This window comes from Mesorhizobium sp. WSM4828, assembly GCF_055811175.1.
This window is the reverse complement of sequence record NZ_JBVVQK010000024.1, coordinates 1-12,064: the sequence shown is the minus strand read 5'-3', so window position 1 is coordinate 12,064 and position 12,064 is coordinate 1. Positions and strand designations below refer to the sequence as shown.

Genomic DNA, 12,064 nt, shown 5'->3' with positions numbered 1-12,064 from the left:
TCACGACGGCGACAGTTCGTGCGCCGTCGCCACCACTTCCTTGAGCGAGGCGCCGCCGGAAGCCTCGGTCGCCGCCATCACCGCGCCTTCGACGATCGGCGCATTGCAGACGATGATCTTCTGGGCGCGTGGTTCGCCGATCATCTCGACCGCCATCTCGCTATTGGTCTCGGCACCGCCGAGATCGACGAGGATCGCGACACCCGCCTCCGACCAGGCCTTGTCGATGGCGCCCATGATCGCCTCGACATTGGTTCCCAGCCCGCCATGGCCGTTTCCGCCGCACCATGCAAGCGGCACTTCGTTGCCGACCATCTGCCGCACCATGTCGGCGGTGCCTTCGGCGACCAGCGGCGAATGCGATACGATGACGATGCCGACATTGCTCATGCGCGCCTCTCGATTGCTTCGGCTACGGCCCGCACCAGAAGGGCGGTCGAGCGTGCGCCGGCATCCATATGACCGATCGAACGGTCGCCAAGGAAGGAGGCGCGCCCACGCAGCGCCTTCATCGGCACGGTCGCGTCGGCCGCATTGTCGGCGATCTCGACGATGTCCGCTGCCGTCTTTCCCTCCAGCAGGGCCTCATGCACCGGCTGCAGCACGTCGAGCATGGTTTTTTGCCCGGCCTGCGACTTGCCTCGGGCGGCCACTGCTTCGATCGCCTTGCCGAAAGCCGCCGCCAGATCGGCGCGATCCGGCGCGGCGGGAATCTCCTTGCCGAGCGCCATGAACAGCGTGCCGAACAAGGGACCGGAGGCTCCGCCGACGGTCATCACCAGCTTGGTGCCGATCGCCTTCAGCGCCTCCGGCAACGGCTTTGCCGCGAACGCGCCGGCCTCGGCCCGCACTGCCTCGAAGCCGCGTTTCATGTTGAGCCCATGGTCGCCGTCGCCGATCGCCTGGTCGAGCCTGGTCAGCTCTTCGGCATGGGCGGCGATGGTGTTTGCCGTCGCCTCGATCAGCTTGGAGAGATCCGCTGCCGCCATGTCACCCATGCTCCTGGCCCCTGCGCTGCCGGCAGTACGAGAAAATTGCATATCCGGCAATTGAAGCATTCTTTTCCCCAGTCAAGCGGGTTCGAGCAACGCAGCGAGGGCAGTGAAGACCTCGGCGACGGCAAAGGCGCCCGGATCGACCACGCCGTCGAGCTGGCTGCCAATATAGGCGGACCGCCCGGCCTTGGCCTTGCGCATTGCAGCGGTGGCCTCGGCTCCGCTTCGCGCCGCGACCGCCGCATCTTCCAGACTCCCCCTATCCAGCGCCCTCAAGGCGGGTTCCAGGGCATCGATCATCGTGCGATCGCCGATCCTCGCTCCACCATAGAAGGACACCCGATCCAGGCCGGCGAGAAGCGCCTTGGGAAGCGTTTCGCCAGACTGCAGCGCCTGCGCGGCGGCGGTGAAGAAGATCGACAGCAGCACGCCGCTAGAGCCGCCCATACTGGCGCTCAGGATGTCGCCGACGGCGGCGAGCGTTGCGGCAGGGTCGGCGAGCGGCAGTGTCGCAATGCGGCCTAGCACGCTGCGCGCACCGGCCGCCACAGTCGATCCGGTGTCGCCGTCTCCAGCCTTGGCGTCCAGTCTGTTCAACGCGCCTTCAAGCGAGATCAGCCGTTCGCAGACCGCGACCACCAGCCGCTCGGTGCGCGCGTCCTGGCTGGCTTTCGACGCGTTGCCAAGGCTGGCGGCTTTTGCCATCGGCACGATGCTCATTGGGCCAACCGCTCTTGCCGGCAGCCAGGCGTGAGGACCTACCGGCGCCCGCAACGCCGCTTCGCGCGGCGCATCGAGCCGGATCAGCGACAGAGAAAAGCCGTTCATGTTGAGCGCCGTCATAAGCTGCCCAGGCCCGATCGTCAGCGTCACCTTTCGTGCCAGCGGTGATGCCAATACCGCATTGGCGACAAGCAACATTTCCAGCGGTGGCACCGAACCGAGATTGTTGATCAGCAAGGCGTAGTCGCTGGCGGGATCGAGCCGCGCGGCAAGGCGCTCCGACATGATCGCAACCAGTCTTTCGGCACTTTGTACCGCAATCCGCTCAACGCCCGGTTCGCCATGGATGCCGAGGCCGAGTTCAGCGTCGTCGGCGCCAAATCTTTCGTCATGGCTCTGGCCGGGGATCGAGCAGGACGACAGCGATATGCCGAGTGAAACGATATCCGCCACCGCGGCGCGCGCCGCAGCGGCAATCGTCGCCAGATCGTTGCCGGCTTCCGACAGATAGCCTGCGATCTTGTGCACGAACAAGGTGCCGGCAACGCCGCGCGGCTGGGCAATGTCCGGCAGGGCAATGTCGTCGGCGACGATCGCCATCTCGACGCGAAAGCCTTCCGCGCGCGCCTTCTCGGCGGCCAAGCCGAAGTTGAGGCGATCGCCGGTATAGTTCTTGACGATCAGCAGGCACCCGGCGGGACCGGTCACCGCGCGGATGGCGGCCAATACTGCTTCCACGCTCGGCGAAGCAAAGATCTCGCCCGAAACCGCCGCCGTCAGCATGCCCACGCCGACGAAACCGGCATGCGCGGGTTCGTGCCCGGCCCCGCCGCCGGAGATGATGCTGACCTTGGTCTTATCCCAGTCCGCGCGGAGAATGACCTTGATCTCGGGATAGCCGTCGAGGCGAGCGAGATCGCCGGCGCCGGTCGTGCCGAGAAAGCCGTCCAGGGCCTCAGTTACGATCGTATCCCTGCGATTGAAAAAATGCTTCATCGAATTGGTCCAGTCCGGTGCCCGAAATTGCCGGTTGAAAGGTGCCAGGAAAACACTCGCGCAGCACTCACATCAGCCGTCGCCCATCGGCGCCGAAATACAGCGGCGAGCGATAGCGGATCATGATCTTGTCGCCCTGCGCCAGATCGGTGTCGGGGTCGGTCAGCGTCACCAGCTTCCTGGTCCCCACCGTCACGTGCAGATGGTTCTGGTCGCCGAGATGCTCGACCCAATCGACGACGCCGTCGGCATGGCCGTTCGCCGCCTTCTCGATCGAAAGATGTTCGGTGCGCGCTCCGATCGTCCTGGTCCCCGTCGGCGCGCCGCCATCCGGCAGCAAGCCGACCGGCAACAAATTGATTGCCGGTTGGCCGAGCCTTGCCGCGACGTGAAGGTTTGCCGGCTCAGAATAGATCGTGCGCGGGGAACCGATCTGCACCAGCACGCCGTCGGCGAGGATGCCGATGCGGTCGGCCATGGTCATCGCTTCGATCTGGTCGTGTGTGACGTAGAGCATTGTGGCGCCGAGTTCGGCCTGGATGCGCTTCAGCTCGAGCCTGAGATCGGCACGCAGCTTGGCGTCGAGCGACGACAGCGGCTCGTCCATCAGGTAGATCGACGGCTTGCGCACCAGAGCGCGGCCGATGGCGACGCGCTGCATCTCGCCGCCCGACAGTTTGGTCGAGCGATTATTCAGCTTGTGGTGGATGCGCACCATCTTGGCCACGTCCTCGACACGGCGGCGGATCTGGTCCTCCGGCATTTTCCGCGCCGGCGAGCGCAGCGGAAAGGCGAGGTTGTCGTAAACCGACAGATGCGGATAGAGCGAATATTGCTGGAAGACGAAAGCGGTGTCGCGCTCGGCCGGCGACAGCGTCGTCGTGTCGTGGCCGGCAATATGGATCGAGCCCGCTTCGGGCCGCTCCAGCCCGGCGATCAGCCTGAGCGTCGTCGTCTTGCCGGCGCCGGTCGGCCCGAGTAGCACGACGAATTCCCCGTCGGCGATATGCAGGTCGAGATTGTCGACGGCGACATGCTCGCCAAAAGCCTTGGTCACGCCTTTGATGTGAACGTCAGCCATGATGCGCTCTCCCCTGGGAGGCCGAGTCATGGATTTCGGTGCGCACCGCACGGCCGGATCCTTTTGCGAACAGCGACAGCCGCGCGCTGCTCAGCGCCAGGCCGACATGATCGCCCGGATTGAGCCGGATTTCGGCCGGCACCCTGGCCTTGATGATGCCGTCTGCCGTCTCGACCGCCACGATCTGAGTGGTGCCGAGATATTCGGTGCCATAAATGGCGCCGCGCAGCTTCGAAGCGTCGTCGAAACGGATGTGCTCCGGTCGGATGCCAAGCGCCATCTCGGCCGGCGCGACATCCTCGCGCACCTCCGGCACCGCCACCTTCGCGCCTTGCACAACAATTTCCCTGACGCCCTTTGAAAGCCCGCCGCCGAAGCCGAGGAAATTCATCGGCGGCGAGCCGATGAAGTCGGCGACGAACATCGTTGCCGGCCGATCGTAGATCTCACGCGGCGTGCCGAACTGCTCGATGACGCCGTGGTTCATCACCGCGATCTTGTCGGCCATCGACATCGCTTCCATCTGGTCATGCGTGACATAGACGGTGGTGGCGTGGATGCGGTTGTGCAGTTCGCGCAGCTCATGGACCATCAAATCGCGGAATTCAGTATCAAGGGTCCCCAGCGGCTCGTCCATCAGAAAACACTTTGGCCGCCGTACGATGGCGCGGCCGAGCGCCACGCGCTGGCGATCGCCGCCGGCTAGCCCGGAGACCGATTTGTTGAGCAGATGGTCGATCCGCAAAAGCTTCGCCGTCTCTTCCACCCTGGCCCGGATTTCAGCGCCTGGCATGCCTTGCGCCAGCAGTGGAAAGCCGATGTTCTTCCGCACATTCATGTGCGGATAGAGCGCGAACAGCTGGAATACGAAGGCAATGTCGCGCTCGCGGGCACGCCGCATGGTGACGTCCTCGCCGCCAAGCAGGATCTTGCCGCCGGTCGGCAGTTCGAGCCCGGCGATCATACGAAGCGTCGTCGTCTTGCCGCAGCCCGACGGCCCTAGCATGACGAAGAATTCGCCGTCCTCGACGACGAAGTTGGAATCCTGCACAGCGACGAAATCGCCGAATGCCTTCCTCAGATGTTCGACCCTGATCTCGGCCATCGTCTACTCCGGAAATTTCGAGACGACGATGAACATCGCCGTGCCCGCAAGCATGGTGATGAAGGAATAGGTGTAGAGCACCAGTGCGAAGGGCTGGAACAGCATCAGGAAGCCGATCGCGATGATCGCGGTGGCGACGTTTTCCATCAGCCCGCGCCTGGCCCAAACGGGCCAGCGCGATTTGCGTTTTGCTGTCAGGTTCATTTGCGCACCGCGCCAAAGGTGATGCCGCGCAGCAACTGCTTGCGAAGCAGGATGGTGAAGACCAGGATCGGCACCAGGAAGATCGTCGTGCCGGCAGCGACCGCCGGCCAGTCCTGGCCGCCTTCGCCGATGATGGTTGGGATGAAGGGCGGCGCGGTCTGCGCCGTGCCCGAAGTCAGCAGCGCGGCGAAGGCATATTCGTTCCAGGCAAAGATCAGGCAGAAGATGGCTGTTGCGGCAATGCCGGTAGTCGCCTGCGGCAGTACGGTGCGCCAGAACGCCTGCAGCCGCGTATAGCCGTCGATCATCGCCGCTTCTTCATACTCGCGCGGGATCTCGTCGATAAAGCCTTTCAGCAGCCACACTGCCAAGGACACGTTGACTGCCGTATAAAGCAGGATCATGCCGAGCGCCGTGTCCGACAGGCCAAGCTCGCGATACATCAGGTAGATGGGAATCGCGACGGCGATCGGTGGCATCATCCGTGTCGACAGGATGAAGAACAGAAGGTCGTCGGCGAGCGGTACCTTGAAGCGCGAAAAACCATAGGCCGACAGCGTGCCGAGGAACACCGCGCAAAACGTCGAGCCGAAGGCGATGATCAGCGAATTGACGAAGCGCGGCATGAAGTTGGACGGGCCGGCGATCACCATGTTGCGCTTGCGCACCGTCTCGTCGCACAGGCCCGTCGCCGGTCCAAGCGAGTTGATGTATTCCGGCGTCTGCCTGGTCCGTGTCGTGAACAGGTTGCAGTAGCCTTCAACGCTCGGCTGAAACAGGATCTTCGGCGGATAGGCGATAGAATCCGGCGGCGTCTTGAAGCTGGTGGCGAAGATCCACAGCAGCGGCACGATCGAGATCAGCGCGTAGGCGACGATGATCGTGCCGGCGACGCGCTTCGACGTGGCCGACGGTGCGACAACGGAGTGGGCTGACGTCAGGCTCATCTCTGCTTCACCTTGTTGAGCGCCTTGACGTAGATGTTGGCCAGCCCGAACACCGCGACGAACAGGATGATGGCGAAGGCCGAGGAATAGCCCGTCCGCCAGCTTTCGAAGGCCTGCCGCTTCAGCGTGATCGAGGCCACTTCGGTGGTCGATCCCGGCCCGCCGCCGGTGAGCAAATTGACCATGTCGAACATCTTGAAGTTCTCGATGCCGCGAAACAGCACCGCCAGCATGATGAAGGGCAGCGCCATCGGCAGTGTGATCGACCAGAACTGCCGCCAGTTGGAGGCACGGTCGACCTCGGCCGCCTCGTAGATGTATTCGGGGATCGAGCGCAGGCCGGCGAGGCAGATCAGCATCACGTAAGGCGTCCACATCCAGGTGTCGACGATGATGATCGACCATGGCGCCAGTGACACGTTGGAGAGCATGCTGATTTCGGTTGCTGGTATGCCGGTGACGAACGAAACGGCGTAGGCGAACAGCCCGATCTGCGGCTCGTAGAGGAAGCGCCAGAAATTGCCGACCACCGCCGGCGACAGCATCATCGGCACCAGGATGATAGTCGTCCAGAAGGCGTGGCCACGAAACTTGCGGTCGATCAGCCAGGCCAGCGTAAAGCCGATCAGCGTCTGCAGCAGGATGGTCCAGAACACGAAATGCGCCGTCGTCTGCATGGCGATCCAGATGTCCTGGTCAGCGAGGATGCGCTGGTAGTTCGCCAGCCCAAGGTTTTTCACAACCTCGTTGGGCCGATTGGCGCGAAAATTGGTGAAGGACAGATAGATTGCCCAGAACAGCGGAAAGATGTTGATGGCTAGAAGCAACAGGATCGTCGGCGAGATGAACAGCCAGGCGAGGCCCTTGTCGCTGATGCCCCGGACCTTGCGGGCCAACGGCTCAGGCGTAGCCCGGGCAACGCTGTCCGCCGTCCGATTGAGCATGGTCAGTCCTGCTTCGGTCACTTGGATCGTCTCGACAATGGAATTTATCTGAACTGTGTCCCGTGCCAAGGGTGGCACGGGACGGTTCGGTCATGGGCTCGGGAGGAGCCGTTTACATCTTGCCGTCGTCCTGGAAGACCTCGGTCCAGTCCTTGACGAGGCCGTCGAGCGCATCTTTGGCCGAGCCTTGCCCGGCAACGACATAGTCGTGGAAACGCTTCTGCGATGCCTGCAGCAGCGGCGCGTAGCTCGGCTCCGCCCAGAAGTCCTTCACGATTGCCATCGAGTCGAGGAAGGTCTGCGCATAGGGCTGGCTGGCCGGGAAGCCCGGGTCCTTGACGACCGCGTTGAGGCAGGAATAGCCGCCGAGCGACCACCATTTGGACTGCACGTCCTTGTTGGCGAACCATTTGATGTATTTGAGCGCGGCTTCCTGCTTGTCGGAATAGGAGACCACCGAGATGCCCTGGCCGCCGAGCTGGGCGAACTGGTCGCCGTCCGGACCTTTGGGATTGACGAAATAGCCGATCTTATCGCCGCCGACATTCTCGTCCTTCTGCAGGCCTGGCCAGGTGAAGGCGAAGTTCATATGCATCGCCACCTGGCCGGATTTGAAGGCATCGACGCCTTCGCCCATGTAGCTGTTCGAGGCGCCGGGAGGGGTGCAGCAATCGTAGAGGGCTTTGTAGAACTCCAGGCCCTTCACCGATTTATCGGAGTTGACGAACCCTTCCATTTCGTAGGGCTTTTTCGGGTTTTCGTACTGGAAGCCGAAGCTGTAGAGTACGTCCATGGCACCCATGGTGATGCCTTCCGAGCCGCGCTCGGTGTAGATCGACGCGCCATAGACGGTCTTGCCGTCGATCTCGCGCTTCTGGAAGAATTCGGCGATCTGCTTCAGCTGGTCGAAGGTCGTCGGCGGGCCGAGATCCCAGCCGTACTTTTCCTTGAATTCCTTCTGCAGCTCCGGCTTGGAGAACCAGTCCTTGCGGTAAGTCCAGCCGACGACGTCGCCCATGGCCGGCAGCGCCCAGTAATTCGGCGAGTTCTTCGGCCATTCCGAGTAGCCGACGACGGTCGCCGGCACGAAATCGTCCATGCTGATCTTCTCCTTGTCGAAGAAGTCGTTCAGCTTGACGTAGTGGCCGTTCTCGGCGGCGCCGCCGATCCACTGGCTGTCGCCGATGATCAGGTCGCACAGCTTGCCGTGCGAATTCAGCTCGTTGAGAAAGCGATCGGCATAGTTGGTCCACGGCACGAATTCGAATTTCATGCCGATGCCGGTTTCCTTGGTGAAGTCCTTGGACAATTCCACAAGCGCGTTGGCCGGGTCCCAGGCTGCCCAGCAAAGCGTCAGATCTTCTGCCTGCGCGACGTTCGAAACGGCTGTCGACGCAAAGAGTGTCGATGCCAGTCCCAACGCCAATTTCAAGGTCGATTTCATTGCCTTCCTCCCATTTGCGAAACGCGTCCGGATGACGGTCTCAAGAGCCCGCTAAACCCCTCCTCCGGGGCCCAAACACAACGATGCGGCAACGCACCGGATGTTTAGTAATTTGTTTAGTGATGCAATTTTTACTAAACAAGGCAAGCGAATTCGTTGCTGCATCGCAGCATGCTGGATAGGAAGCAACGTGAGAAGTTGCGGCGGCCTGCCTAGGTTACCGTCTTGTTGCTGACCGCCACCGGACGGATCACTGGGGCCGGCGGCAGCAGGGCGCGGATGTCGGCGAAGGGGAAGACCGGCTCGAAGCGGAAGGCCTCGGCGAACGATCCGGCTGGGCCGTTGCACTGGCCGGCGCGAAAGGCGTTCTGCGTGCGCGCCGCGTCGACGAAACGCTCGGGATCCTGCGACTGATGCGCCCGGATGGCGTCCGCCTTGAGATCGAAATGCCTGGAGATATCGACATAGTGCGTTGGCGAAAACCCGGTGCCGCCGAACGTGTCGGCATGCAGCACCGGCACCGAGAATGACGCTGCGATGCGCACGCCGTCCGACAGCGCGCGATGGTCGCCGTGATAATCGTTCGGCGCATGGGTGATCGCCAGATCCGGCCCTATCTCGCCGATCAGTGCTTTCAGCGCCCCGATCAGCGCGGCATCGGCGACCAGTGCGCCATCGGGAAAATCGAGAAAGCGCGGCGTCACGCCAAGCAAGCCGGCCGCCGCCATCGCCTCCTTGCGGCGCGTGCGGATAAGTGCGGCCGGATCGCCATAGCCGCCCCTGGCGCCATCGGTGGCTATGGCAAAAAAGAGTTCTGCGCCTTGCGCGGCATAGGCCGCCATCGTACCGAACACGAAGATTTCGATGTCGTCCGGATGCGCGCCAAGCGCCAGTATCTTCACTCTCATCTCTCCCGGAAACGGAAAAACGTGCCCAACGGAATTCTGCTCGCTCTCATCGCCTATGCAAGCTATTCGTGCAGCGACGCCGTTGTCAAAAGCCTGGGCGGGCAGTTCAACGTCTTCGAGATCGGCTTCTTCTCGACATTGTTTGCCGGCTGCTTTCTGCTCTTTGCCAGGCCGGCAGGCGAGCGCTGGCGCGATTTCTGGCGCACGAGCCGGCCGTGGGCGGTACAGGCCCGCGCCTGGGCCGGCATAGCCTCGGGCGTGCTCAGCGTCTATGCCTTCACCACCATCCCGCTGGCAGAAGTCTATGCGCTGATCTTCCTGGCGCCACTGTTCGTCACCATCCTGGCCACGCTGGTCCTCAAGGAGAAGGTCGGCCCATGGCGGTGGCTGGCGGTCGTCGCCGGCTTTGCCGGGGTCATGCTGGTCGTCAGGCCTGGTTTTCGCGAGTTGCAGCTTGGCCATCTGGCGGCGTTCATCATCGCCTTCCTGGCCGCCACCAATGTCATCCTGATGCGTTCGCTCGCCGCGCAGGAAAAGCGCACGACGATGCTCGGCGTGCTGATCGGCTACGGCCTGCTCTTCAACGGCGTCGGTGCGGCGGCTACGTCGTTCTCGCTGCCGGATGGCAGGCAATGGGCCTGGCTGGTACTGGCCGGCGCCTTCACCGCCGGCGGCCAGCTGCTGCATCTGCTGGCGGTCAAATACGCACCGGCCAACCGCATCGCGCCGACGCATTACTCGCAGATCGTCTGGGCGGTGGTTCTAGGCGCGCTGTTCTTCAGGGAATATCCTGATTTTCTATCGCTGGTCGGGCTCGCTGTGGTCGGCGGTTCCGGCCTGCTGACGATGGTGCGCGAGGAGGTGCGGCTCGGCACGGTGCGCTGGAACCCGTTTTCGCGGATCAGGCTTTGAGTCGGCGCCGAGGTTGCGCCGCGACCGCCACCGCTGATATGCGATCGGCGCCAACTGGCTGCACATCCTTGGGACAATGACCACAAAACCCTTGCCGGAACTGCCGGTCTCCGCTGTCTTGCCGGCGCTCAATGAAGCGCTCGGCCGTGGCAATAGCGCCGTGCTGGTGGCGCCGCCCGGCGCCGGCAAGACGACGCTGGTTCCATTGGCGCTGCTCGACGCTGAATGGCTCGGCGCCGGAAAGATCATTCTGCTCGAGCCGCGCCGCCTAGCCGCCCGCGCTGCCGCCCGCCGCATGGCCGAATTGCTCGGCCAAGAGCCCGGCGAAACCGTCGGCTATGCCATGCGCATGGAAAACCGCACTTCCGCAAAGACCAGGATTCTCGTCGTCACCGAAGGCGTGCTGTCCCGCATGATCCTCGACGATCCCGAACTGCCCGGTGTCGCGGCGGTGTTGTTCGACGAGTTCCACGAACGCTCGCTCGACGGCGATTTCGGGCTGGCGCTGGCGCTCGACGTGCAAAGTGCGCTGAGGCCCGAACTCAGATTGCTGGTGATGTCGGCGACGCTCGACGGCGCGCGTGTCGCAAGACTGCTGTCCGGCGCGCCGGTGATCGAGAGCGCAGGCCGCGCCTTTCCGGTCGATGTCCGCTATGACGAGCGGCCGGCCGGCGTCACCATCGAGGATGCCATGGCCAGGGTGATCCGCTCGGCGCTTGCCGGGGAGCAGGGCAGCGTGCTCGCTTTCCTGCCCGGCCAACGCGAGATCGAGCGCACCACCGAGCGGCTGGCGGGCAAGGTCGGCGCCGACACCGACATCGTGCCGCTCTACGGCATGCTCGACAACAAGGCGCAGGACGCGGCGATCAAGCCGGCGCCGCCCGGCCGCCGCAAGGTCGTGCTGGCGACGTCGATCGCCGAAACCTCCATCACCATCGACGGCGTGCGCGTCGTCATCGATTCCGGCCTGTCGCGGCTGCCGCGCTATGAGCCGGCGAGCGGCCTGACGCGGCTGGAGACGGTACGTGCTTCCCGCGCTTCCGCCGACCAGCGCGCCGGCCGTGCCGGGCGCACGCAGCCGGGCGTCGCCATCCGGTTATGGCGGGCCGAGCAGACGGCGGCCCTGCCGCCCTTCACGCCGCCGGAAATCCTCGAGGCCGATCTTTCCGGCCTGTTGCTCGATTGCGCCGCGTTCGGCGTCGCCGATCCGACCAGCCTGTCCTTCCTCGACTCCCCGCCGGCTCCGGCGCTCACCGAGGCTAGGGCGCTGCTGCGCGCGCTCGATGCTGTCGATGCGGCAGGCCGCCTGACGGAAGCCGGTGCCGCGATGCGCAGGCTGGCGCTACCGGTTCGGCTCGCCCATATGGTCGCCGAGGCGGCAAGGACCGGACAGGCGCTCGAGGCGGCGATGCTCGCCGTGCTGCTCACTGAGCGTGGCCTTGGCGGCGATGGCGCCGATCTCGAACGGCGGCTGATGCGCTTTCACGCCGAAAGATCGCCGCGTGCCACCGCTGCCCGGCAGCTGGCCGAGAGATTGGCAAAGCAGGCTTCACCCTACCCCTTGAGGGGAGGGTCGATCCGCGAAGCGGAGCGGGGTGGGGTCGGGTCGGGCACGCCATCGCCGGGGGGGGGCCCCCCCCCCCCCCCCGCGGCGGGGGGGGGGGGGGGCCCCCCCCCCCCCCCCGCGCCCGGGGGGGGGGGGGGGGGGGGGGGGGGGGGGGGGCGGCGGCCGCCCCCCCCCCCCCCCCCCCCCCCCCCCCCCCCCCCCCCCCCCCCCCCCCCCCCCCCCCCCCCCCCCCCCCCCC

The 12,064-nt window shown here is 64.4% G+C and carries 12 protein-coding genes; 2 read left to right on the top strand and 10 right to left on the bottom strand.

Going from position 1 to position 12,064, the window contains the following annotated elements:
* From dhaM to AC0L2X_RS23745, 10 genes are all read right to left on the bottom strand, one after another.
* Positions 1-390 carry a dihydroxyacetone kinase phosphoryl donor subunit DhaM gene (dhaM, locus tag AC0L2X_RS23790; protein WP_292659370.1) on the bottom strand — a complete coding sequence of 130 codons (390 nt, stop codon included), beginning with the start codon at positions 388-390 and terminating at the stop codon, positions 1-3.
* Positions 387-989, bottom strand: coding sequence for a dihydroxyacetone kinase subunit DhaL (dhaL, locus tag AC0L2X_RS23785; protein ID WP_352487980.1), 603 nt, complete (start codon positions 987-989; stop codon positions 387-389). The genes dhaM and dhaL overlap by 4 nt, the downstream gene beginning before the upstream one ends.
* A gap of 81 nt (positions 990-1,070) precedes the next feature.
* Positions 1,071-2,714, bottom strand: coding sequence for a dihydroxyacetone kinase subunit DhaK (locus AC0L2X_RS23780; RefSeq protein WP_352487981.1), 1,644 nt, complete (start codon positions 2,712-2,714; stop codon positions 1,071-1,073).
* Between the two features lie 67 nt (positions 2,715-2,781).
* Entirely contained in the window at positions 2,782-3,795 is a 1,014-nt protein-coding gene (locus tag AC0L2X_RS23775; RefSeq protein WP_473557577.1) for an ABC transporter ATP-binding protein, read from the bottom strand.
* The gene (locus AC0L2X_RS23770) at positions 3,788-4,900 is read right to left on the bottom strand and encodes an ABC transporter ATP-binding protein (protein WP_473557575.1); all 1,113 of its coding nucleotides are present in this window, start codon (positions 4,898-4,900) and stop codon (positions 3,788-3,790) included. Before AC0L2X_RS23770 ends, AC0L2X_RS23775 begins: the two co-directional genes overlap by 8 nt.
* 3 nt (positions 4,901-4,903) lie before the next feature.
* Complete coding sequence (locus tag AC0L2X_RS23765; RefSeq protein ID WP_352487984.1) at positions 4,904-5,104, bottom strand: hypothetical protein; 201 nt, start codon at positions 5,102-5,104, stop codon at positions 4,904-4,906.
* Positions 5,101-6,051 carry a carbohydrate ABC transporter permease gene (locus AC0L2X_RS23760; protein ID WP_023717959.1) on the bottom strand — a complete coding sequence of 317 codons (951 nt, stop codon included), beginning with the start codon at positions 6,049-6,051 and terminating at the stop codon, positions 5,101-5,103. The genes AC0L2X_RS23765 and AC0L2X_RS23760 overlap by 4 nt, the downstream gene beginning before the upstream one ends.
* Positions 6,048-6,995 carry a carbohydrate ABC transporter permease gene (locus AC0L2X_RS23755; RefSeq protein ID WP_473557839.1) on the bottom strand — a complete coding sequence of 316 codons (948 nt, stop codon included), beginning with the start codon at positions 6,993-6,995 and terminating at the stop codon, positions 6,048-6,050. Before AC0L2X_RS23755 ends, AC0L2X_RS23760 begins: the two co-directional genes overlap by 4 nt.
* A gap of 112 nt (positions 6,996-7,107) precedes the next feature.
* The gene (locus tag AC0L2X_RS23750) at positions 7,108-8,439 is read right to left on the bottom strand and encodes an ABC transporter substrate-binding protein (RefSeq protein WP_473557573.1); all 1,332 of its coding nucleotides are present in this window, start codon (positions 8,437-8,439) and stop codon (positions 7,108-7,110) included.
* Positions 8,440-8,651: 212 nt separating this feature from the next.
* Positions 8,652-9,341: a PIG-L deacetylase family protein gene (locus tag AC0L2X_RS23745; protein WP_473557570.1), complete on the bottom strand. Its 690-nt coding sequence runs from the start codon at positions 9,339-9,341 to the stop codon at positions 8,652-8,654.
* 27 nt (positions 9,342-9,368) lie between these two features.
* On the opposite strand from AC0L2X_RS23745, the gene AC0L2X_RS23740 reads away from it, so the two are divergent.
* Positions 9,369-10,259 carry a DMT family transporter gene (locus tag AC0L2X_RS23740; RefSeq protein WP_352487988.1) on the top strand — a complete coding sequence of 297 codons (891 nt, stop codon included), beginning with the start codon at positions 9,369-9,371 and terminating at the stop codon, positions 10,257-10,259.
* Positions 10,260-10,335: 76 nt separating this feature from the next.
* On the top strand, positions 10,336-12,064 hold a 1,729-nt coding region (gene hrpB, locus AC0L2X_RS23735; protein WP_473600408.1), incomplete at its 3' end, for an ATP-dependent helicase HrpB.

Coding starts and splice junctions, on each gene's coding strand:
- AC0L2X_RS23750 (WP_473557573.1), bottom strand. CDS start 8,439: ATGAAATCGACCTTGAAATTGGCGTTGGGACTGGCATCGACACTCTTT.
- AC0L2X_RS23755 (WP_473557839.1), bottom strand. CDS start 6,995: ATGCTCAATCGGACGGCGGACAGCGTTGCCCGGGCTACGCCTGAGCCG.
- AC0L2X_RS23760 (WP_023717959.1), bottom strand. CDS start 6,051: ATGAGCCTGACGTCAGCCCACTCCGTTGTCGCACCGTCGGCCACGTCG.
- dhaL (WP_352487980.1), bottom strand. CDS start 989: ATGGCGGCAGCGGATCTCTCCAAGCTGATCGAGGCGACGGCAAACACC.
- AC0L2X_RS23775 (WP_473557577.1), bottom strand. CDS start 3,795: ATGGCTGACGTTCACATCAAAGGCGTGACCAAGGCTTTTGGCGAGCAT.
- AC0L2X_RS23765 (WP_352487984.1), bottom strand. CDS start 5,104: ATGAACCTGACAGCAAAACGCAAATCGCGCTGGCCCGTTTGGGCCAGG.
- AC0L2X_RS23770 (WP_473557575.1), bottom strand. CDS start 4,900: ATGGCCGAGATCAGGGTCGAACATCTGAGGAAGGCATTCGGCGATTTC.
- AC0L2X_RS23780 (WP_352487981.1), bottom strand. CDS start 2,714: ATGAAGCATTTTTTCAATCGCAGGGATACGATCGTAACTGAGGCCCTG.
- dhaM (WP_292659370.1), bottom strand. CDS start 390: ATGAGCAATGTCGGCATCGTCATCGTATCGCATTCGCCGCTGGTCGCC.